The 21,683-nt window shown below is 48.6% G+C and carries 19 protein-coding genes; 12 read left to right on the top strand and 7 right to left on the bottom strand.

Annotated features, from left to right (window positions below; translation table 11 throughout):
• From Q0614_RS02655 to Q0614_RS02685, 7 genes are all read right to left on the bottom strand, one after another.
• Nucleotides 1-1,171 (bottom strand): AMIN domain-containing protein (locus tag Q0614_RS02655; RefSeq protein WP_298786353.1); only part of this gene is annotated, 1,171 nt, incomplete at its 3' end.
• Nucleotides 1,155-2,243 carry a nitronate monooxygenase gene (locus Q0614_RS02660; RefSeq protein ID WP_298786355.1) on the bottom strand — a complete coding sequence of 363 codons (1,089 nt, stop codon included), beginning with the start codon at nucleotides 2,241-2,243 and terminating at the stop codon, nucleotides 1,155-1,157. The genes Q0614_RS02660 and Q0614_RS02655, both read right to left, overlap by 17 nt.
• Entirely contained in the window at nucleotides 2,243-3,448 is a 1,206-nt protein-coding gene (gene tyrS, locus Q0614_RS02665; RefSeq protein WP_177389336.1) for a tyrosine--tRNA ligase, read from the bottom strand. The genes Q0614_RS02660 and tyrS overlap by 1 nt, the downstream gene beginning before the upstream one ends.
• A 14-nt stretch (nucleotides 3,449-3,462) precedes the next feature.
• On the bottom strand, nucleotides 3,463-5,655 hold the full coding sequence (locus tag Q0614_RS02670) for a RelA/SpoT family protein (RefSeq protein ID WP_297923393.1): 2,193 nt from the start codon (nucleotides 5,653-5,655) through the stop codon (nucleotides 3,463-3,465).
• The gene (locus tag Q0614_RS02675; protein WP_291935955.1) at nucleotides 5,633-5,851 is read right to left on the bottom strand and encodes a DNA-directed RNA polymerase subunit omega; all 219 of its coding nucleotides are present in this window, start codon (nucleotides 5,849-5,851) and stop codon (nucleotides 5,633-5,635) included. The genes Q0614_RS02670 and Q0614_RS02675 overlap by 23 nt, the downstream gene beginning before the upstream one ends.
• 23 nt (nucleotides 5,852-5,874) lie before the next feature.
• Complete coding sequence (gene pyrH, locus Q0614_RS02680) at nucleotides 5,875-6,594, bottom strand: UMP kinase (RefSeq protein ID WP_297881798.1); 720 nt, start codon at nucleotides 6,592-6,594, stop codon at nucleotides 5,875-5,877.
• A 64-nt stretch (nucleotides 6,595-6,658) separates the two neighbouring features.
• A complete protein-coding gene (locus tag Q0614_RS02685) occupies nucleotides 6,659-8,002 on the bottom strand; it encodes an apolipoprotein N-acyltransferase (RefSeq protein ID WP_298786357.1) in 1,344 nt (447 codons plus the stop codon).
• Between Q0614_RS02685 and yajC the strand changes: the two genes are divergently transcribed.
• From yajC to Q0614_RS02745, 12 genes are read left to right on the top strand one after another with little or no spacing between them, the layout of a single operon-like run.
• Entirely contained in the window at nucleotides 7,978-8,250 is a 273-nt protein-coding gene (yajC, locus tag Q0614_RS02690) for a preprotein translocase subunit YajC (RefSeq protein ID WP_005872282.1), read from the top strand. The genes Q0614_RS02685 and yajC overlap by 25 nt on opposite strands.
• A complete protein-coding gene (secD, locus tag Q0614_RS02695; RefSeq protein WP_298786359.1) occupies nucleotides 8,240-9,841 on the top strand; it encodes a protein translocase subunit SecD in 1,602 nt (533 codons plus the stop codon). The genes yajC and secD overlap by 11 nt, the downstream gene beginning before the upstream one ends.
• A complete protein-coding gene (gene secF / locus Q0614_RS02700; RefSeq protein WP_291935970.1) occupies nucleotides 9,828-10,796 on the top strand; it encodes a protein translocase subunit SecF in 969 nt (322 codons plus the stop codon). Before secD ends, secF begins: the two co-directional genes overlap by 14 nt.
• A gap of 9 nt (nucleotides 10,797-10,805) precedes the next feature.
• Nucleotides 10,806-11,147, top strand: a complete 342-nt coding sequence (locus tag Q0614_RS02705; RefSeq protein WP_005872279.1) for a DUF6394 family protein — start codon at nucleotides 10,806-10,808, stop codon at nucleotides 11,145-11,147.
• 9 nt (nucleotides 11,148-11,156) lie between these two features.
• Nucleotides 11,157-13,604, top strand: a complete 2,448-nt coding sequence (gene leuS, locus Q0614_RS02710) for a leucine--tRNA ligase (RefSeq protein ID WP_298786360.1) — start codon at nucleotides 11,157-11,159, stop codon at nucleotides 13,602-13,604.
• Between the two features lie 6 nt (nucleotides 13,605-13,610).
• Complete coding sequence (gene lptE / locus Q0614_RS02715; RefSeq protein ID WP_297961050.1) at nucleotides 13,611-14,150, top strand: LPS assembly lipoprotein LptE; 540 nt, start codon at nucleotides 13,611-13,613, stop codon at nucleotides 14,148-14,150.
• Nucleotides 14,131-15,756, top strand: a complete 1,626-nt coding sequence (locus Q0614_RS02720) for a bifunctional folylpolyglutamate synthase/dihydrofolate synthase (protein WP_298786362.1) — start codon at nucleotides 14,131-14,133, stop codon at nucleotides 15,754-15,756. Before lptE ends, Q0614_RS02720 begins: the two co-directional genes overlap by 20 nt.
• Nucleotides 15,749-16,642: a M23 family metallopeptidase gene (locus tag Q0614_RS02725; RefSeq protein WP_005872272.1), complete on the top strand. Its 894-nt coding sequence runs from the start codon at nucleotides 15,749-15,751 to the stop codon at nucleotides 16,640-16,642. Before Q0614_RS02720 ends, Q0614_RS02725 begins: the two co-directional genes overlap by 8 nt.
• Nucleotides 16,642-19,602, top strand: coding sequence for a DEAD/DEAH box helicase (locus tag Q0614_RS02730; protein WP_298786364.1), 2,961 nt, complete (start codon nucleotides 16,642-16,644; stop codon nucleotides 19,600-19,602). Before Q0614_RS02725 ends, Q0614_RS02730 begins: the two co-directional genes overlap by 1 nt.
• Nucleotides 19,586-20,569: an ATP-binding protein gene (locus Q0614_RS02735; RefSeq protein ID WP_298786366.1), complete on the top strand. Its 984-nt coding sequence runs from the start codon at nucleotides 19,586-19,588 to the stop codon at nucleotides 20,567-20,569. The genes Q0614_RS02730 and Q0614_RS02735 overlap by 17 nt, the downstream gene beginning before the upstream one ends.
• Nucleotides 20,566-20,934, top strand: coding sequence for a hypothetical protein (locus Q0614_RS02740; protein ID WP_297961034.1), 369 nt, complete (start codon nucleotides 20,566-20,568; stop codon nucleotides 20,932-20,934). Before Q0614_RS02735 ends, Q0614_RS02740 begins: the two co-directional genes overlap by 4 nt.
• Nucleotides 20,931-21,629: a 3-methyladenine DNA glycosylase gene (locus Q0614_RS02745; RefSeq protein ID WP_298786368.1), complete on the top strand. Its 699-nt coding sequence runs from the start codon at nucleotides 20,931-20,933 to the stop codon at nucleotides 21,627-21,629. The genes Q0614_RS02740 and Q0614_RS02745 overlap by 4 nt, the downstream gene beginning before the upstream one ends.
• Nucleotides 21,630-21,683 lie beyond the last annotated feature (54 nt).

Consider the following 21,683-nt stretch of genomic DNA (forward strand, 5'->3'; position numbering starts at 1 on the left):
CCGAATCGCTGCCGCCGTGACCCGGATCAATTACGATGAGCTTGCCTTTAGTGGATTTGTAAATTTTACCGGCGGCCACGGAGACTGATTTGGCGCCTTGAGATTCATCTATCGTGCTGATTTGCAGCTCGCTATCTTGCTCGCGTCCGCGCTTGCGCCCTGATTTTTGATCCTTGTTTTTTTCTGCACGCACAGATTTTGCGGCTTTTAAGCCTTCAGCCGTACTTAAAATCATCATATTGCCGTTAATTTCAACGTTTGCGTTGAATTCTTTCGGGTCGCTAAGTACGATGCGCACGGTCTTGTCGTTGTATTGCGAGACACGTACATCGCTAACAAAGCTATCTTTAAGCCGCGTTTTTTGCGATTTTTGCCGCGCGCTAAAATCAATCACGAAGCGAAAATTATCGCTACTTGCGATCGTAAAATCTTTATAATCGCTGCGCTTTAGATCGCGGTTAAACTCAAGCACGATTTCATCTGCATCGCCGCGTAGAGAATTTAGCGCAAGCTGGGCGTTTTTGTCCGCTTTTTTGACGCTGCTTTTTCTAAGCTCGTTGCTTTGATCCGCAGCCTCCTCATCCTCATTTTGCGCGATTGCGTCCTCGCCGCCATCGTCCTCTTGGGCGTCTACAGCCTCATTCGCGCCGATCGGTCTAGTTGAGCGTAAAAATTCCAAATCTTCTTTAGATAGCGAGCTTAGATCGGCTTCTTCTGGCGCGCGCGTCTTTTTGAGATTTTTGGAAGTGGAATTTTTTGAATTCTTAGAATTTTTAGAGGCGGAGGCTTTGGGGCTATGCGCTAAATTTGAAGCGTTTTTCTCGTCCGAGCTTTTGGAATTTTTTGCGTTTTCATCTTTGAGCTTTTTAGAATGCGTGCTGCTATCGCTTGCTTTGCCCTGTAATTTGGCTAGCGCAGATTCATAAGGCGAGGAGTCAAGCCCTAAATTTTTCGAGCTATAAACCAACCTCTTTAGCGCTTTGATGCGGACCTCTTTATCGGACGTGCCTTGGTAGAGCGATTTTAGCTCTTTGTGCAGCGAGCGCTTGTAATTCGGCGTCGCTACGATGAAATCCTTGTCGAATTTCGCAAAAAACGCCTCGCTGGAAGCTCCAAACGCCAATACGCAGCTAAAAGCCGCGATTAGAAAAATTTTAATTATCTTCGCCATTTACAAGTTTTTCTATCAATTCCTTCACGGATATTATCTCGTTTAATCGCCATCCGTTCGCACCGGTAAAAAACAGACCGCTTTGCGTTTTGCCCAGATACGCGTCGCTTAAGCGGTCGGCGATGCAGTATCCTACGGCGTTAGCGCCTTTGCCGCGCTCGCATGGGCTTACGCAGTTGCTGATACAGCGGATTTTGGGCGCCGTGCCTGCGGCGATCATATCTTGCAGATTGGTATGAATTCCGCGTGCAGGATAGCCTACGGGCGATTTTAGAAGCTCGATGTCCTCTTTTTTGGCGTTAAGAAGTACCTGCTTAAATTCCTCCGCGGCGTCGCATTCAAAGGTGCCGATGAAGCGCGTACCCATCTGTACGCCATCCGCACCCAAAGATTTCACGCGATCGATGTCAGTTTTATCCCAAATTCCGCCTGCGACAAATAGCGGGAAGCTGCCCCATTGCGAGATTTCCGCTTTTATTTGTGGGATTAGATTATCTAGCGCAAACGCGGGATCGCCGCACTGCTCGTAGGTAAAGCCCTGATGCCCGCCGCTAAGAGGGCCTTCGAGCACTACGGCATCCGGAATGCGGTTATAGCGCTGCTTCCAGCGTTTGGCGATGATCTTAAGAGCCTTGGCGGAGGAGACGATGGGTACGAGCGCGACGTTCGGGAAATCTGCCGTAAATTCCGGCAGATTGGTAGGAAGTCCCGCGCCGCTAATGATAACGTCGACGCCTGCCTCACACGTGTCGCGCACGATGCGCTCGTAGTCGTTCGCCGCGCACATTACATTCATCCCCAAAGGCGCATTGCCACAAATTTTACGGGCGTTTTGTACGATGGCAAAAAGCGCCTCTTTGCTATAAAAATTCTCGCTCGTATAGGGTCTGCCCTCGAGCGATTTTTTGGCAAATTTAAGATTTTCGTAGTAGCCGGTGCCGACCGAGCTAATGACGCCTAGACAGCCGTTTAGGCTGACATTGCCAGCTAGCTTGTCCCAGCTGATACCAAGTCCCATGCCGCCTTGAATTATCGGGTGCGCAATCTCGTGTTTGCCTATCTTTATACTCATTAATCTACCTTTAATTTAGCGAATTTTTTCTTCCCTACTTGAAGAGTGTATTCGCCCGAGCTAAGCTGAAGCTGCTCATCTAAAATTTTATTTTGATCGATACTGACGGCGTTTGATTTTATCAACCTGCGCGCATCCGAGCTGGATACGGCGAGCTTGCAGCTAATTAGCGCCTTTACGATCCATGCAGGCGAGCTTACGTGATATTCCTTGATCTCGCTAGGAAGCTCGCCGGCGCCGTGGACGCGGTCAAATTCCTGCTTGGCTTCAAAGGCGGTATTTTCGTCATAAAATTGCGTGACAATCTCGGAGGCAAGCTCCTCCTTAACCGCCTTAGGATGGATCGAACCATCCGCCACGAAGCCTTTTATTAGCTCAATATCTTCGCTGCTTTTTTGGCTTAACAGATTATACCAATCCCACATTAACGCATCGCTGATACTCATCACCTTGCCGTACATATCATGAGGCGTATCGGTTACGCCGATGTAGTTGCCAAGGCTCTTGCTCATTTTATTCGTGCCATCGGTGCCTACCAAAAGCGGCATCATCACGACGCTTTGTTCTTTGCCGACATCATAAATTCTTTGCAGCTGGCGACCCATTAAAAGATTAAATTTCTGATCGGTACCGCCGAATTCTATATCGCATTTCATGCAAACGCTGTCGTATCCCTGCAGTAGCGGATACATAAACTCGCTGATGCTGATCGGCTGCTCGGCCTTGTAGCGCTTCTCAAAGTCGTCGCGCTCGAGCATCCTGGCAACATTAAAAGTGCTTGATAGCTCGATCATACCGCTAGCACCCAGGCGGTTGGTCCATTCGGAGTTAAACATCACTTTGGTTTTAGCGGGATTTAAAATTTTAAAGACCTGCTGCTCGTAGGTTTTGGCGTTTTGAAGCACAACTTCGCGCGCTAGTTTTTTGCGAGTCTCGCTCTTGCCCGTAGGATCTCCGATTTGAGCAGTAAAATCACCGATTAGAAATTGCACGATCGCGCCGTGGTTTTGCAAAAATGCAAGCTTATTTAGCACGACGGCGTGTCCTAGGTGCAGATCCGCAGCAGTGGGATCCATGCCGATTTTGACGTAAAAGACCTCGCCGCTGTCGTAGTAGCGCCTAATCAGTGCCTCTATTTGCTCTTCGCCGATGATCTCCGCGACACCGCGCTTAAAATTTTCCATAATGCCTTGAATGTCAGCCATTTGCTCTCCCTTATTTAGTTTTTATATACGTCCGTAAGCGATACGAAATCCACGATTTTAAAGCGGTTTTTGAGTTTGTCTTTAATCTCCGTGGAGTCTAAATTTTCGTTTAGCTCGATGATAATCTCAAAATAATCCGACGTCGTTTCGCTATTTTCGTTAAGGCTTATCGATACTAGATCGACCTCGAGCTTGACTAAATAGTTCAAAAACGTCGCCAGCGAGCCGCGCTTGTTTTCTAAATTTAATATGATCTTGTAGCGGTGCGGCGCATTGCGCGTCCATTTTACGAAGATCATCTCATCGGTTTTGATTAGCTCGCTTGCACGTTCGCACAGCTTATGATGCACCGTCACGCCGTGTCCGTTGCGAAAGCCGATGATGTCGTCGCCACGCTTTGGGTTGCAGCAGTAATCAAACTCAACCTCGTCGATTTTAAAATTTGAATACACCACGATGTTGTCAAATTTTTGCTTCTCGATCTCATACTTGCTTCGAAATTTCATATTGAAAAATTTCTCTTTGAGCGGGTATTTTTTCAGCGCGTTTACGACGTCTTTTAAAAATACCGAGTCATAGGCAGCTTTGCCGATCTTTTTGCTTAAATTTTCTTTTTCAAGCCAGCTTAGAATGCTCTCCTTGCTCGTCGTAAAGATCGCGCATAAAATTTTAATCGCTACTTCAAAATTTATATCTCTGATCTTTTGCTTGCAAAACGCCTTTATCGTCGCGCGCGCCTTGCCCGTTTTGACCGAGCTTAGCCAGCTGCAGCGGTAGTGTGGCTCGCTTCCGGTGATGATATGAACGATATCTCCGTTTTTTAGCTCCGTAAGAAGCGGCACCTTGACGCGGTTTATAAAGGCCTCGGTCGCTTTTAAGCCCACTTGAGAGTGTATCTCGTAGGCGTAATCAAGCGCCGTAGCACCGCGCGGCAATGTAAAAATTCCGCCCTTGGGCGAATACACGGCGATATCCTCGACGTAGAGGCTGTCTTTGGCGTATTCGTAAAGATCCTCGGCGTTGGCGTCGTCCTCTTCCTGCATGCCGATGTCGTTTAGCCAATCAAGCTTCGGATTGATCGAGCCGCTATATTTATATTTCCAGTGAGCGGCGACACCGAATTCTGCGGTGTTATGCATATCGAAGGTGCGGATCTGCACCTCTACGATCATACTTTCGTTAAAGACGGTTGTGTGGATCGTCTGATATCCGTTTTGCTTCGGAAGCGCAATATAATCCTTAAAGCGCGAGATCAGCGGATTAAATTTAGTATGGATGATGCCAAGAGCCAAATAGCAATCCATCGGCTTTTGCACGATGATGCGGATAGCCAAAAGATCGAGCACCTCCTCGATCGAAATTCCTTTGCGCTGCATTTTTAAAAAGATCGAGTAGTAGTGCTTCATCCGCTTTTGGATCTCAAAGCTGCCCTCACTAAAGCCGTTTGAAAGCATATATTCCTTGATCTTTTCGCTAAATTTGCTCAAGCTCATCTGAAGCTGCTGCTTGTGTTCCTCGACGTAATCGGCGATCGCCGCGTATTCTTTGGGCATGACGTATTTAAAGCTAAGATCCTCAAGCACGTTTTTGATCGATGAAATTCCAAGCCTGTGCGCGATCGGCGCATAAACCAAAAGCGTCTCCTCGCCGATACGTTTTTGCTTATCTGGGCGAAGTGCGTCTAGGGTTAGCATATTGTGCAGCCTATCGCAGAGCTTGACTACCAAAACGCGCTGATCGTTAATGGAGATCATCAGCATCCTGCGGAAGGTAAGTGCGGTAGTTCGCAGCTTGGCGTTGCTATCGCCGGATGGGGCTAATTTATCCTCCCTGATGTTTACGATTTTAGTAAGCCCTTCTACGATTTTGGCTACTTCGTCGCCGAATCTTTGTCTAACCTGCTCGATGCTGTAATCTGTATCCTCTACTACGTCGTGTAGTAGCGCAGATATTACCATCGCGTCGTCTCCGCCCATAAAAGATACGAAGCAAGCTACCAAAATCGGATGGATCGCATATGGCTCGCCGCTTTTGCGAAACTGCCCGTCGTGCTGCGCGATGCATAAATTTATAGCATCCACCAGTAACGGAGTAGGCTCTTTTAGATTATAAAGCAGCTGCTTGGCGCTTTGAATGTCTTTGGTATCGACGACATCGTCGATGAGACTTTCTAAGAAGTTATCATTAATCCTTGTCAACGATTCCATCTAATGCGATCTTACCTTCGGCTAGTTCCAAGATTGCTATATCGGCAAATTTCATCCTGCGAGTATCTACGTTCTCTATCAGCGGAGGTTCGCCAGCAGCTAGCTGCTCGGCGCGTTTGCTTATCATCAAAGATAGCTTATATCGGTCTCCGCCCGTTACTTTTAAAGCCTTGGCTACAATTTGTTCGGTTCTCATCAATTCTCCTTAAATTTTAAATTTCAGTTTTTTACGATCGAGCAGGAGCTTAGATCTCCGCCCTCGACGATTTTGTATAAATTTCCGCTCTTAAACATATTGCACACGATGATCGGAAGCGCATTGTCTTTAGCAAGCGCGATAGCTGTATCGTCCATCACCCTGATGTTGTCGTGCAGGGCTTGATCGTAAGTGACTTTGGAAAGCAATTTGGCGTCTTTAAATTTTTGCGGATCCTTGTCGTAGATCCCCATAACTTTGGTGGCTTTTATGATAGCGTCGGCTCCAATCTCGATTGCGCGGAGAGTGCCCGCAGTATCGGTTGTGAAGAACGGATTTCCGGTGCCTGCAGCAAAGATCACGACGCGCCCTTTTTCGAGGTGCCTTTTGGCGCGGCCGATGATGAAGGTCTCGCAGATCGCTTCCATCTTTATCGCGCTTTGGACGCGTACGTCCATACCTGCGTATTCTAGCGCCTCTCTCATCGCGATTGCGTTGATGACGGTGGCTAGCATGCCCATATGATCGCCGCTGGTGCGTTTGATGATACCGCTAGCTGCGGCGCTTACGCCTCTTATGATGTTGCCGCCGCCGATTACGATGCCTACTTCGATGCCGCCCTCTACGAGCTGCTTGATCTCTTTAGCGATAAATTTTAAAATTTCGCTGTCGATCCCAAAGCCGTTCTCTCCCGCTAGCGCTTCACCCGAAAATTTTACGAGTATGCGATTGTATTTAGCCATAAATTTAGCTCCTAATAAAATTTTAAAATATTACCCAAAAGTCGTTTAAAAATAACTTTTTAGGCTATTTTAGATGATCTTTAAGGCGGTTTATCCAGATCTTCTTCGGAGCGATTATCTCGCTAGCGCTGCCGTTTACGGCGTGATAGATCAATGTACCGTGTAAGCTCGCGTAGTAGCGGATTATGAGGCGCTGCAAATAGGGCTCGTAGCTCGGCACGAACCAGCCGTTGTTGCTGATCGCTACGACGTATTTGGGCGAGCCCTCGTAAAGCTCTGCGCGCGTAGCCTCGTAGCAAACGGCGCTTCTTACGCTCTTGCCGCCAAGCTCGTAGTCGCTAAAGCCGCTAGCCGTCGAAAAATCGGTCGCGCCGCCTAACAGCACGCGGTTGATGAAATTTCGCGCAAATTCCGGCAGCGGCACCATTTCGCCAAACGGTACCAAAATGTGCTTATCGAAGCGCTTCATTTCTCCGTTCGCAAAAAGATAGGCGCTGTTGTAAAATTTCCCGTTCTCATACGCTTCTGCGCCCGCTACGATAGTAATTGCGCGCGATTTTTCCTTTAGAGCTCCAACTAGCACGTTTTCTAAATTTAGCGGCATCGCAAAGGCGCTCTCGGGCAGTATTATCGCGTCTTGTCCCTCTGCGATCGCATCATCAATCCGAGCCAAATTTGCCAACGCGGCGGATAAAATTTTATCTTTCGTCCAGATGTCATGCTGCGAAATATCGGTGTTTGCGAGTGAAATTTTAATCGGTAGCGGCTCGGGCTCTTTTTGGCCGAATTGCAGCGCGCAGATCAAAAATACCGCAAAGATCGCGGCGTTAAGCTTAGCCCGGGCGCCGCGCCCACGTAGATACAAAACCGCGCAAAGTCCCGCTAAAATCAGAGCCAGCGCGCTAAGATCGGCTCTGAAAATTCCATGGCTTAGCAGCAATTCAAAATTTAGCCAATCAAAGCCGAAAGGATGAATAAATTTTAGAATCAAAAGGCACGCAGCGCGCAAAACCGGCGCGTCAAAGATCGCAAAGATGCGGAAAATAAAGGCGTAAACGAGGCAAATTCCAAGAATTTCAAGCGGGATCAAAAATGCAAGATCGAAATAGATCAGGCTGAAGCTGATCCAGTGCATCCATAGCGCGCCGATAAAAAATCCGCACCAAAACCACTCCGCCTTGCTTGCTTTTAGCAGATAAAAAAGTGCCGCTATCGCAATTAGAGGCGAGAAAAATTCCGCCGCCAAAGCAGCCAAGCCGTCAAATTTAGAGCTTAAAATTTCTACGAAAATAAAATTTGAAAGCGCAAGGGCAAGAACAAAGCCTTTATTTATGTAACTTAATGTAAAATAGCTACTTTTTAAATTTCTAATGAAGGAAACACATGGAACAAGGAAACTTCTTTGCATCAATCCTGCCTATCGTCGTAATCTTTGCGATTATGTATTTTTTGATTATCAGACCGCAGCAAAAACAGGCCAAGGATCATAAAGCGATGGTCGATGCGCTCGGCAAAGGCGATAAGATCATAACTAGCGGTGGCATAAAATGCACGGTCGTGAAAACAAACAATGATTTTATCACAGTTAAGCTTAACGATGAGGTCATGGTTGAGCTAGATAAACAATTCGTAGCAAGAAAATTAGATGAGCAGTAAAATTTCATACCGCCTGCTGATCTTTTTGGCTGCGGTAATTTTTTCGGCGATTTTTGCCGCGCCTTCGATCTTTCAGACCGAAAAGGGAAGCAAGATAAACTTGGGTCTGGATCTGCAAGGTGGCCTGCATATGCTTTTGGAAGTTCAAAGCGACGAGGCGGTCGTTTCAAAGATCAAATCGATCGCTGCGAGCGTCAATTACGCCGCCAAGCGCGATGATCTGCTGATGGACGGGCTAAAATTGGAAGGCGATTCGTTTGAGTTTGAAATTTTAGACGCAGACGAGGCTTCTAAATTTGATGCGATTTTGCATAGCGCCGCAAGCGGATTAGACATTCAAAAATCGGGCGAAAAATATCGCGTTACGCTAACGCCCGAGGAGGTCGAAGCGACTAAAAAGTACGCGATCGAACAGGCTGTAGAAACTATCCGAAACCGCTTGGATCAATTCGGACTTGCGGAGCCTACGGTAGCAAAGCAGGGCGAGAGTTATATTTTGGTTGAGCTTCCGGGCGTCAAAAGTGCAGCGGATGAGCAACGCGCCAAAGATCTGATTGCCAAAGCGGCTCACTTGCAGCTTATGGCGGTGGACGACGTACGCCAAGACCGCGCGCAGACTATCAGTGCAGCGGATGCCAGAGCTTACGGCGACGTGATCTACCCGGACGTTAAAAATCCGAATTACAAGTATCTCATAAACGAAATTCCGGTTTTAGACGGCGCGATGCTGGTCGATGCGAAGGTTGCCTTCGATCAGCACACCAACCAGCCGATCATAAATTTTACGCTGAACTCTCAAGGCGCTCAAATTTTTGGCGATTTTACCGGCAAAAACGTCGGTAAGCGTCTAGCTATCGTGCTTGATGGCAAGGTTTACTCCGCGCCGCGCATTAACGAGCGTATCGGCGGCGGCAGCGGTCAGATCAGCGGCGGATTTAGCGTCGAGGAGGCGCACGACGTAGCGATTGCGCTTAGAAGCGGTGCGCTTTTGGCTCCTGTTAAAGTCTCAGAGACACGCAGCATCGGCCCTAGCCTAGGACAAGATAGCATCGATAAGAGTATGGCGGCGCTTAGTCTTGCAGCGGTTGCGATTTTGATCTTTATGATTTTATACTACGGCGTAGCGGGACTTTTTGCCGATATCGCGCTTGTGGTGAATATCTTGTTTTTGATCGCTTGTATGGCGCTATTCGGCGCTACTTTGACGCTTCCTGGAATGGCGGGAATCGTGCTAACTATCGGAATGGCTGTGGATGCGAATGTCATCATTAATGAGCGCGTTAGAGAGGTGCTAAGGACGGGAGTTTCAATCCGCCAAAGCATAAATAAAGGCTATGAAAACGCGATGAGCGCGATTGTGGATTCAAATATCACTACGTTAATTACTTCTGCTGCGCTTTATGCTTACGGCACGGGTCCGGTGAAGGGCTTTGCCGTCACGATGAGTATCGGTATCGTAGCGTCGATGATAACGGCTATTTTAGGCACCCACGGAATGTTTGAGCTAGTAATGGATAAGATGGAAAAGAGCAAAAATACCGCGCTTTGGCTCGGTTATAAAGTAAGAGGAGGCGCAAATGCAAGTGTTTGATAAGGGCAAAATTTATGATTTTATGAAATTTAGATATTTTACTTTTGCGCTTTCTGCTGTTTTGATAATAGGCTCCATTGCGCTGTTTTTCATTAAGGGCATTAATTACGGCATCGATTTTAGCGGCGGTACGCTCATTCAGGTTAAATACGACGCTAAAGCACCGCTTGATGAGATCAGAAAACGCTTCGAGGCGGCAAATTTAGGCAATATCAACGTTACAGAATTCGGCAGCGATCAAGAAGTTACGATTAGATATTCAGGCGCTGCGAGTGAACTGGGCGATAATCCTGCTTTAGCGGCGCAAAAAATTTTGCAAGGCAGCGGAAATTTCGACATTCGCAAGGTCGATATCGTAGGTCCTAAAGTCGGCGAGGAGCTTCGCACAAACGGAATTTTAGCGGTATGCGTGTCGTTTGCGCTCATTTTGGTTTATATCACCCTGCGGTTTGAATGGAGATTTGCGATTGCGGCCGTATTATCGGATCTGCACGACGTCGTAGTTGCCGTAGGCGCGATGATTTTAGCCGGCGTGGATTTCAACCTTGAAATTCTAGCCGCACTGCTAACTATAATGGGCTACTCGCTTAACGATACCATCGTTGTTTTCGATAGAATTCGAGAAGGAGTAAAAGATAGTAAATCGATTAAGCTTGATGAGGTTATAAACGAATCGATCTCTCATACACTATCGCGCACACTGCTTACTTCGCTTACGACTCTCATCGTCATCGTGATTTTATTCGTCTGGGGCGGAGAGATGATCCACGGCTTTAGCTTCGTGATGCTAATAGGCGTCATAGCAGGAACTTTCAGCTCTGTATTTGTAGCTGCTCCGATGCTGATTTTGTTTAAATTTAATGTCGAGAAATACCGCGCGTTTTTAGCCGAAAAACAGCGCCGTATCAAAGAGAAAGAAAAGAATCGCGCCATGTATGAAAAAGGCACGGTGTAAGGATGAAAGATGAACTGGGGAAGGGTAATTTACATATTTTTTGCGCTGATGAGTATGACTACGATAGGCGGGTTTTTGTATGAGAAGAATGAAATTTTACTTTTCATAGCAACCAGCGTGAATGCAGTCTCGACGCTTTTAAAGGTGGGCGTGCGAAATATGCTCGCAGCTGAGCTTTTCGCAAGCTCGCTCGTAGCGGATCTGCATCTCATACCGGCGTTCGTTTTGATTGTAGTAGCGCCGGGAGATCTATCGATCGTGACCTCGCTTGCGATCGGCGCGCTACTTGCAAACTTTTTCTCGCTAATTTTAATAGCGATTGAGTCGGCAAAAACCAAAGACGAATTCTAGGAGCGCAAAATGCCTTACGATAGTAAAAGTATTGAGCTTAAATGGCAGAAAATTTGGGACGACGAGGGGGTTTTTGAGCCTAAGGACGATTATAGTCTGCCTAAAAAATATATCCTTTCGATGTTTCCCTACCCAAGCGGCCGCATCCACATGGGGCACGTGCGAAACTACAGCATCGGCGACGCGCTGAGCCGATACTACAGGCTGCGCGGATACAACGTGCTTCAGCCGATCGGCTTTGATAGCTTCGGTATGCCTGCGGAAAATGCGGCGATCAAACACGGCATTCACCCTAAAACTTGGACTTACGAAAATATCGATTATATGAAAAACGAGCTGCACCGCCTAGGCTTTAGCTTTTCGGCTCGTCGCATGCTCGCTACCTCCGATCCGCTTTATACGCGTTGGGAACAGGAATTTTTCATCAAACTTTTTGAAAAAGGGCTTATCTATAGAAAAAGCGCCGTGGTAAATTGGTGCGAGCACGATCAGACGGTGCTTGCCAACGAGCAGGTCGAGGAGGGCAGGTGTTGGCGCTGCGGCAACGAGGTCGTGCAAAAGCAAATGCCTGGCTACTACCTAAAAATCACCGCCTACGCGCAGGAGCTTTTGGATTGCCTAAAGCAGCTTGAGGGCAAGTGGCCCGCTCAGGTGCTTACGATGCAGGAAAACTGGATCGGGCGCAGCGAGGGTTTAGAATTTGGCTTTAAATTTGACGAGCAAAGCAGCGCCAAACTTGGCGGCATCGAGGGCTTTAAGGTCTTTACGACGCGCCCCGATACGATCTATGGCATGAGCTACGCGGCGCTTGCGCCGGAACATGAGGTTGTAAAGAGGCTTTTGGATGAAGGCTTACTCGACGTGGAAGCTACGGCGAAGGTGAGAGAAATTTTAAATCAAAGCCCGCGCGAGCGCCAAGCAAGCGATAAAGACGGCGTGAGCCTCGGAATCAGCGTGCTTCATCCGCTAAACGGCAAAAAGATCCCCGTTTGGACCGCAAATTTCGTCCTAGCAGAATACGGCGGCGGCGCGGTTATGGCGGTGCCTGCGCACGATGAGAGAGACTTCGAGTTTGCAAAGAAATTTAACCTGCCGATCATTCAAAGCATCGCTTCTAAAAGCGGCGATTACGACGCTAGCAAAGCTTACGTCGAGAGCGGAGTTTTGGTAAATTCCGAAGAGTTTAGTGGCATGGATAGCGAGAAAGCAAAAAGCGCCGTTATTTCAAAATTTGAGGAGCTAAAGCTCGGACGCCGCGTGGTAAATTTTAAACTGCGCGATTGGGGAGTGAGCCGCCAGCGCTACTGGGGCGCGCCGATCCCGATGATCCACTGCCCAAAATGCGGGCTGGTAAGCGAAGAAATTTCAAATCTGCCCGTAGAGCTTCCGCAGGATATTAAGATCACTGGCAAGGGCAATCCGCTCGACGCGCATCCTAGCTGGAAGTTTTGCAAATGCCCTAAATGCGGCGGCGACGGGGTGCGCGAGACCGACACGCTCGATACATTTTTTGAAAGCTCATGGTATTTCGCGCGCTACGCAAGCGACGAGCGGACGTGGCAGCAGCGGGCGTTTGATGAGCAAAGCGTGAATTACTGGATGAACGTCGATCAATATATCGGCGGCATCGAGCATGCGATTTTGCACCTTTTGTATGCGAGATTTTTCCAAAAGGCTCTTCGCGACATAGGCTATCTGCGCGATAGCGAGCCGTTTGAGCGGCTGCTAACCCAGGGCATGGTGCTAAAAGACGGCGCGAAGATGAGTAAAAGCAAGGGAAATACCGTCGATCCCGATGATATTATCGAGAGATACGGCGCCGATACGGCGAGACTTTTTATACTTTTTGCCGCGCCTCCTCAAAAGGAGCTTGAGTGGAACGACAGCGCGGTAGAGGGCGCGTATAAATTTTTAAACCGCCTCTACGATCGCGCCGAAAATGCCTACGCTACGGATAAAATTCCGCAGATCGACCACACCGCTTTAAATAAAGAGGAAAAATACGCCCGCCTCAAAGTTTACGAGGCGCTTAAGAAATCACAGCAGGTTTATGAGAGCAGCTTTGCTTTTAATACTCTAATCGCCGCGTGTATGGAGGCGCTAAACGCCCTAAACGCGCAGAGCAACAAAGACGTATTTACTGAGGGTTACTTTGTGATTTTAAACCTGCTCGAGCCTATCGTGCCGCATATCTGCGCTGAGCTTAGCGAGAAGCTGTTTAAAAGGCGGAATTTCGGCGAGCTGAGAGTTTGCGAAGAGGTCTTTGAGAGCGATACGATCAAGCTTGCCGTCACGATTAACGGAAAAAAGCGCGCCGAGTTTGAGGCGAGCGCTGGCCTAAGCGAGGGCGAAATTTTAAGCCTTGCAAAGCAAAACTGCGCCAAATGGCTAGAAGGCAAGAGCATCGTAAAAGAAATTTATGTCAAAAACAAGCTCGTAAATTTGGTGGTAAAGTAGGCGAAGATGAGAAAAGTTTTAACCGTTTTTTGTTTGATTTTTTTAATCAGCTGCGGCTACAAGCCCGTTTCAAGGATCGCGAAAGAGACGATGAGTGGAAGCGTATTTGTGGATGTGATGATGAGCAAAACTGATCCGCAAAACACCGTCGCGATCAAAGATGCGATCAGACAGGGTATAGTTCAGCGCCTAGGGATGAGCCTTGCGGATAAAAACTCGGCGCAGACGATCGTAGTAGCGAGCATAAAAAGCCTAAGCTTTAGCGAGCTTTCATACGATCAGTTCGGCTACGTCACTAGCTACCGCGCAAATCTCATCGTAAATTTTAGCACCAAGCTTAAAAACGGCGAGGTTTTCAGCAAGGATTGCGTGGGCGATTACGATTTTAAAGTTAGCCGCCTAGTCAAAAATAGCTACGATACGAGCTCGATCATTAGCGATAAGGACCGCTACAAGGCGATCGAAAATGCCTCCGCGCAGGCGTTTGACGAGTTTATTTCGGCGCTTGCGATTAGGGGATTCAGACTTGAGCGGGCGCAGCATTAAAGAATTTTTGCAAAATCGCCCGATTTATTACAAAAAAATCGACTACGAGCGCTTCCCGCGGGCATATGCCGCCATTAAAGATAAAATTCCGCTCAGAAATGTCATTCAGATCATCGGCACCAACGGCAAGGGTAGCACCGGGCGGTTTTTGGCTAACGCGATCGCCGCAGCGGGCTTTAGCGTAGGGCACTACACCAGCCCGCACGTTTTTAGGCTCAACGAGCGCATCTATCTAGGCGGACGGATCGCGCAAAACCCCGTTTTTGCGTTGAATTCCGACGCTTCAAATTTTAAAAACGAGCAAAATTCCGCTTTGGCGCCAAATTTTACGGAAAAACAAAATTCCATAAAGATGCAAAATTTTGCGAACAGAGAAAATTCCGCCTCTCAAATTTCTATTTCTAATTTGCAAAATTCCACCACGCAGGATTTTATCACCATGCAGGATTCGCATGGTGAGCAGAATTCTGCCCTGCAGAACTCCGTTTATACCATGCAAAATTTTTGTAGCAAGCATAATTTCATCGCGCAAAATTCTACTTCTACACAAAATTTATGGAATTCTCAAGATCTCAAATCGCCGTCTGAGCAAAATTTAAAATTCTCGCCAGAGCAAAATTTTAAATCTCAGCTAAGATCAAATTTTAAATCCACTCAAAGCTCGCTTCCCATTTCGCTAGGGCGCGATGCTACGGATGAGGAGCTTGATTTCGCGCATGAGTTTTTGCAAGAGAGCTTGCCCGCGGAGTTTAAAGATAGCCTGTCGTATTTCGAGTATCTCACGCTTGCGGCGGCAGTGCTTTTTAGGGATTGCGATTACTGCGTGATCGAGGCTGGGATGGGCGGCGAGTTTGACGCTACATCGAGCTTCGGGCGCATGCTGTCGCTTTTTACACCGATCGGCACCGATCATTTAGGCATGCTAGGACAAAATCTAGAGCAGATCGCCCACACCAAGCTCATTACGATGGATAAGGAGGCGATTTTAAGCGATGAGATGAGCGAGGTTCCGCTTCGTATCGCGCAGCAGATCGCAGAGCAAAAAGGAACTCATTTGAGGTTTGCAGCAGAGCTTTTAAGCAAGAGCGAGCAAGCGCAGATCGCGGAGTTTTGCGCGTGCAATAATCTACCTAAATTTCAAATTTCAAATTTAGCTCTAGCGCTTGCTGCGATGAAATTTTTAAATTTGAAATTTGAAATTTCGCAGCTACCGCCTCTAAATTTACGTGGCAGGATGGAAGTTTTGGCGCCGAATTTGCGCGTGGACGTCGGGCACAACGAGCTTGCAGCACAGCAAGCAGCCCGCGAAATTACCGAAATCTACGGGGGCAGAAAGATCGTGCTGATTTACAACGCTTTTGCCGATAAGGACGTATTCGCGGTGCTGCGGACTTTGGCGCCTGTAGTGGAGCGCGTGGAGATCTTTAGCTACGAGGTTGCGGATCGCGAAATGGCAGCGGAGGCGATAATCCGTGCGCTTGACGCGCTTAAAATTCCGCATTCGCCGTTTCGCGGCGAGCTTAGAGCGGACGAGGAGTATTTGGTTTTCGGCTCGTTTCATTTGGTAGAAAATTTCATTTTATGGCTTGAGGCGCGCCGTGGCTAAAACTAAACTTACCCTAAGCGATCACTTTGGCACCAAGACGCTGTATTTTGGCGAAAATTTTAGATTTCAACTTAAAATTTTATCCGCGTTTTTTGTAATTTTTCTGCTTGTTTTGTTTTTTGCGATATTTAAACTCGCGAGCGACCGTTCAAATTTAAAGGAGCTAAACAAAACCCTATACGCCGAAAATCTCGCGCTAAAAGAGCAAAATATCGCGCTTGAGGGCAAAAATGAGGAGGTGCTTGCCAAGCTGGACGGACGCGAAGACGATGGAGGCGGGCTGGATAGTGATATCCAGGTAATGCTTGCGATGAATGAGATGAAAAAAGAGCGCAAAAAGGGCTCCGGCGCGCACATCGCAGCTAGCGAAAAAACGGCGAGCGCGATTCTTAGCGCTGTGCCTAACGGACTTCCGATGCAGTATCGTGGCGTCACTAGCCCTTTTGGGATGCGCACTCATCCAATCAGTGGCGTTATGAGGATGCACCACGGCATCGACCTGCGAGCGAGCGAGGGCACTCCGGTGTTTGCGACAGCAGAGGGCTTTGTACAGTTTGCAGGCGGCAGTGGTAGCGGATATGGAATTTTAGTGATTCTATCGCACAATTACGGCTTTGAGACCCGCTACGGCCACCTTAGCTCCGCGGTCGTAACGCCCGGTTCTTGGGTTAAAAAGGGCGATCTCATCGGCTATAGCGGTAACACCGGCTATAGCACCGGCCCGCACCTGCATTACGAAGTTAGGTTTTTGGCTCAAAGCGTTGATCCTGCAAATTTTATGAGCTGGAACGCGCAGAATTTCAAAAATATCTCAACCTTGGAGCCTAACGTATCGTGGCAGGAGATCGCAAACGTCGTGCAGCACCAGATCGAAAGGTTTAAATAATGCAAGCCGAGGTTTACGAATACTTTTTGCAAAACCAAAAAGAGCTTTTGATCTGCGAGGACGATAAAGAGGCTGCGGCGTGCGAGCAGGTGCTTAAATTTATGGGCTACGCGACCTTTTGCCTACCCGATTTTAGAGCGAGCTTCGGCGAGGATCTTCGCAGCTACATGGGCGAGCTTGCGGGTATCAGCACCGCTCTTAGCGCGTTTTATAAAACAAGCGACAAAAAAATTTTAATCTCTCCCGTCCGCACGATCCTAAATAAACTCCCCGCCGCAAGCCATCTGCGCCCGCTAAATATAAAATTTGGAAGCGAGTTAAACTTAAGCGAGCTGAAAGAGGAAATTTTACGCCTTGGATACGACGTGCGCGACATCGTCGAAAGCATGGGCGAGGTTAGCTTCCGTGGCGAGATCATCGATGTTTTTTCGGTAGGGAGCGAAAGCGCGGTTAGAATTCTACTCGACGGCGAGACGGTTGAGAGTATCAGGCGCTTTGACGTCGCGACGCAAAAAAGCGAAAAAGATGAGCTTGCGCAAGCCGAGATAGCGCCGTTTTTAGCAAATTTAAGCGAGGACGAGTTTGAGAGCGTGAGCGAAAAGATATCGCGCGCGGACAGCGACGCGCTAGCGCGCGATCTGGGCTCGCTCGGGTTTTGGTTCATCGAGGGCTTCGTCGATTACGTGAGCGCGTTTGATTGCGTCTTGCTGCACGAGATTAAAAAGGATGAAATTTTTTCCGAGCGCAATTTGGATTTTTTAGACGCGATCGAGGTATTGCCTGCGGCGCGTAAATTTAAAGACCTCGCCGTGACGCCGTCGCAGGAATTTTTTGAATTTCACCGCAGCGAGGCTATCACGCTGATCGCGCGAAACGACGCGCTGCTCGCGCCGTTTGATCTTAGCGGATTTAGCAATATCGAAATTTTACGCGAGGATTTCGTCGTAAATTTAATAAGCGCCGAGCGAATCATTCTTTCGCTAAACAAAGCGACGCCTAAAAAGCGCGTGCGAAGATCGAGTCTGGCTCTAGATGAGCTAAACGTGGGTGATTTCGTCGTGCATGAAGATCACGGCATCGCTAAATTTAACGGGCTTGAGCTCATCGAGGTGATGGGGCGCAGCAAGGAGTTCGTATCCCTGCTCTACGAGGGCGGCGACAAGCTGCTGCTGCCGGTAGAGTATCTAAATAAGATCGATCGCTACGTCGCAAGCGGCGGCGCCGTGAGCTTGGATCATCTGGGCAGGGCGAGCTTTTCAAAAATTAAAGAGCGAGTGCGCGAAAAGCTCTTTGCGATCGCTTCAAAGATCATCGCGCTGGCTGCCAAGCGCGAGCTGGTGCGAGGGCTCGTCATCAAAAACGAAAGCGCGGATTATGCGAAATTTTTAAGCGCAAGCGGTTTTAGCTACACGAGCGATCAGCAAAAGGCTGTGAGCGCGATTTTGGCGGATCTGCAAAGCGGCAAGGTGATGGACCGCCTGCTTAGCGGCGACGTGGGCTTTGGAAAGACCGAGGTTGCGATGAATGCGATCTTTGCTTGCATCCGCAGCGGCCATTCAGTGCTGTTTTTTGTGCCTACGACGCTGCTTAGCTCTCAGCATTACGCCACGCTTAGCGAGCGCTTTAGGGAGTTTGAAATTCCCGTTTTCAAGCTCGATCGCTTTAGCAGCGCAAGGCAAAAGAGTGAAATTTTAAAGCGCCTGCAAAGCGGCGAGGCGATCGTCGTAGTCGGCACGCACTCGCTTTTAAATTTAAACCCCGCAAATTTAGGGCTCATAATCATCGATGAGGAGCATAAATTCGGCGTTAAGCAAAAGGAGCGGCTCAAAGAGAAAAGCGCCGCCTCGCACCTGCTTAGTATGTCTGCCACGCCGATACCGCGCAGTCTAAATATGGCGCTAAGCTCGATTAAAAGCTACTCCACGCTGCTTAGCCCGCCGCAGGACCGCCTAGACGTGCGCACCTTCGTCAAGCAGTGGGACGAAAAGATCATAAAAGAGGCGATCTCGCGCGAGCTGCGACGCGGCGGGCAGATTTTTTACGTCCACAACCACATCGCGACGATGCAAAGCGCCAAAAAGAAGCTGCTTGAAATTTTGCCGAGCCTTAAAATTCTAATTCTACACTCCAAGATCGACGCGAAAACGACGGAGGATGAAATTTTAAAATTTGTAGCAGGCGGATACGATCTGCTACTTTGCACCAGCATCGTAGAAAGCGGCATTCATATGCCGCGCGTAAATACAATCATCGTCGAAAACGCTGATAAATTCGGCATCGCCGATCTGCACCAGCTGCGCGGCCGCGTCGGACGCAGCAACAAACAGGGCTTTTGCTACTTTTTGATCGAGGATAAAACCGCTCTTACGCAGGACGCGCTAAAACGGCTCGTAGCGCTTGAGAGCAACTCGTTTTTGGGCAGCGGCTCGGTGCTAGCGTATCACGATCTAGAGATTCGCGGCGGCGGAAATCTGCTCGGAGAGGCACAGAGCGGGCATATCGAAGCGATCGGCTACTCGCTTTATCTAAAAATGCTCGAAGAGGAGATCGGCAAGCTGCTAAGCAGAAAGAGCGCCGCTGCGAGCGTGGAGCTTAAAATTTCCGTAAACGCCTTTTTAAACTCGGAATTTATCAGAGAGGATCGCCTGCGCCTAGATCTTTACAGGCGGCTTAGCAAGTGCGCAGAGGCGAGCGAAGTGCTTGAAATTTTCGGCGAGATCGAGGATCGCTTCGGGCGCGCAGATATCTACACTAAGCAATTCATCGACGTGATGATGATTAAGGTTTTGGCTACGAAGCTTGGCTTGCGCGTGATTTCGAGCATGGACGAAAATATCTTGATTACCCTCGCAAACGGCGATAAGGTGCGATTAAAGGCACAAACGCGCGACGATTACGACGTGATAAACGAAATTTTAATCTATCTGCGAAGGGAGCTAAAAAATGCGAACTTGCGATGAAAATATCAAAAAAAGCGCGAGCAAAAGCAGAAGCGAAGGGCTAAATTTAGACTCGGTAAGCGGTTTGAATTTAGCGCCGCAAGCCATCCTAAAAAGTGCGCAGAGCGGCACCGGCGAGCAAATTTATTTCAGCGATTTTAGCGCGATTGATTGGCGCACGGTACAGGTCGCCGTCTTTCGCGCAAATAAAAAGGCGCTAAAGATCGTCCGCGATATCGATTTCACGGGTATTGACGCGCTTGTGGGGCTAGAGAGCCAAAAATCGACTCTTATAAAAAACACGTACGCCTTCCTGCGCGGCTGCAGCGCCAACCACGCGCTGCTATGGGGCGAGAGCGGCTGCGGCAAATCAAGCCTTGCGAAGGCGGTTTTTTCTAAATTTATCCCGCAAGGCCTTAAGATCATCGAGATCGGCAGGGACGATCTGGGCTATCTCGTGGATATAATCGACGCGATCCGCGAAACAAATTTTAAATTTATCATCTTTTGCGACGATTTGAGCTTTGAGCTCGGCGAGAGCGGCTACAAGCACCTAAAACCGCTGCTAGAAGGATCCTTAGAGCGCGCGCCGCGCAACGTGCTGATGTATGCGACGTCCAATCGCCGCCACATCGTAGGCGAATGCGCAAGCGATAACGACGCCGCGCAGATAAGCCGCGGCGAGCTGCACCTAAGCGACGCGGCGAACGAGCGAATCAGCCTTAGCGAGCGCTTCGGGCTACAGCTAAGCTTTTACGGCGGGAGCATGCGGGAGTATTTGGGGATCGTAGATGCCTATTTTGCGGCTGCGAAAGGTATGAGCGCGGCGGAATTTCGCTTGAGCTTTGCTGCAAATTTAGACGCGCTGCACGCAAAGGCGAGGGAGTTTGCGATGCTTCGCGCAAGCCGCAGCGGCCGCGCGGCAAAGCAGTTTTTCTTGAGCTTTAGCGAGGAATTTTTTACAAATTTAAAAGGCGGCGGCAGATGAATACGGCGCGAGAATTTCAAAATGTCGTAAGCGAGCTTAGTTGCGGCGTAAAGCGGCTTCTGGAGCGAAGCAGGGCAGCGGCTGCACTAAAATTTAAAGTTGCCGCTACGTGCGCGACGATCGTTAAATTTAAGCCTAGCGGTGCGTCGAAATTCCTTCTCATCGCAGGTGTCTTGCAAGAACAAACCCCGTTTGCGTCTGTTTTTGCAACGCATAAATTTCAAATTTTTATGCGTTGCACGGCACTCTTTAAGCGAAATTTAAAAATTATTTCGGCGTATGCATCGCTTGTCGCAAGATGCGGCGAGGTACGGATTATAGAACCGAAATTTGATGCTCCCAGCGTCCTTGGAGACGGCAGATGAGCGCGACCGAGCTTTTTATCGCGCTTTTTCGCGCCGTGAAAATCAAGGATTTTCGCTGGTGGCCCGCGTTTGGAAGCTTTGAGGTGGTCGTGGGGGCGATTTTGATCCAAAATACGGCGTGGCGCAATGCCGATGCGGCACTGCAAAACCTGCGTAGCAAGGAGCTTTTGAGCTTAGAAAGCATCGCCGGGCTAGACGAAGCGGAGCTTGCGGAGATCATTAAAGTTAGCGGATTTTATAATCAAAAAGCTAGACGCCTAAGCTTGCTTTGCAAAGCGATAATCGCGGATTTTGGGGATTTTGAGAGCTTTAAATCGGGCGTTAGCCGCGAGTGGCTGCTAGCGCGCAAAGGGATCGGCGCAGAGAGCTGCGATGCGATCTTGTGCTACGCGTGCGAGCGTGCGGTGATGGTTGCGGACAGCTATTCGGCGCGCCTGCTTGGGGCTTTAGGCTATGAGTTTGAAAGCTACGATGAGCTTAGCGCGTGGCTTGGCGAGCTAGAATTTGAGCGGATCTATGAGTTTGTAAATTCCGCTAATCTTCCCTGCGATGCGGCGGCAAAAGCAGATAAGCTGGAGAACGAAAACAGCACGTATGCATTATTTCATGGGCTCATCGTGGAATTTTGTAAAGCGCATTTGAAAGGTAAAATTTTTGATGATTTTGCGATGGAATTTTTTGATAATTTAAAATAAATCTTAGCCAGCTTTAAAGCAAAGAACATTTTATACCATCCAAATAGCGACAAA

Source organism: uncultured Campylobacter sp. (assembly GCF_937997595.1).
In the GTDB taxonomy this organism is placed as follows: Bacteria; Campylobacterota; Campylobacteria; order Campylobacterales; family Campylobacteraceae; genus Campylobacter_B.

Coding starts and splice junctions, on each gene's coding strand:
- secF (WP_291935970.1), top strand. CDS start 9,828: ATGCAAGTGTTTGATAAGGGCAAAATTTATGATTTTATGAAATTTAGA.
- yajC (WP_005872282.1), top strand. CDS start 7,978: ATGGAACAAGGAAACTTCTTTGCATCAATCCTGCCTATCGTCGTAATC.
- tyrS (WP_177389336.1), bottom strand. CDS start 3,448: ATGGCTGACATTCAAGGCATTATGGAAAATTTTAAGCGCGGTGTCGCG.
- Q0614_RS02685 (WP_298786357.1), bottom strand. CDS start 8,002: ATGCAAAGAAGTTTCCTTGTTCCATGTGTTTCCTTCATTAGAAATTTA.
- Q0614_RS02730 (WP_298786364.1), top strand. CDS start 16,642: ATGCAAGCCGAGGTTTACGAATACTTTTTGCAAAACCAAAAAGAGCTT.
- Q0614_RS02670 (WP_297923393.1), bottom strand. CDS start 5,655: ATGGAATCGTTGACAAGGATTAATGATAACTTCTTAGAAAGTCTCATC.
- leuS (WP_298786360.1), top strand. CDS start 11,157: ATGCCTTACGATAGTAAAAGTATTGAGCTTAAATGGCAGAAAATTTGG.
- Q0614_RS02675 (WP_291935955.1), bottom strand. CDS start 5,851: ATGAGAACCGAACAAATTGTAGCCAAGGCTTTAAAAGTAACGGGCGGA.
- secD (WP_298786359.1), top strand. CDS start 8,240: ATGAGCAGTAAAATTTCATACCGCCTGCTGATCTTTTTGGCTGCGGTA.
- pyrH (WP_297881798.1), bottom strand. CDS start 6,594: ATGGCTAAATACAATCGCATACTCGTAAAATTTTCGGGTGAAGCGCTA.
- Q0614_RS02740 (WP_297961034.1), top strand. CDS start 20,566: ATGAATACGGCGCGAGAATTTCAAAATGTCGTAAGCGAGCTTAGTTGC.
- Q0614_RS02735 (WP_298786366.1), top strand. CDS start 19,586: ATGCGAACTTGCGATGAAAATATCAAAAAAAGCGCGAGCAAAAGCAGA.
- Q0614_RS02660 (WP_298786355.1), bottom strand. CDS start 2,243: ATGAGTATAAAGATAGGCAAACACGAGATTGCGCACCCGATAATTCAA.
- Q0614_RS02705 (WP_005872279.1), top strand. CDS start 10,806: ATGAACTGGGGAAGGGTAATTTACATATTTTTTGCGCTGATGAGTATG.
- lptE (WP_297961050.1), top strand. CDS start 13,611: ATGAGAAAAGTTTTAACCGTTTTTTGTTTGATTTTTTTAATCAGCTGC.
- Q0614_RS02745 (WP_298786368.1), top strand. CDS start 20,931: ATGAGCGCGACCGAGCTTTTTATCGCGCTTTTTCGCGCCGTGAAAATC.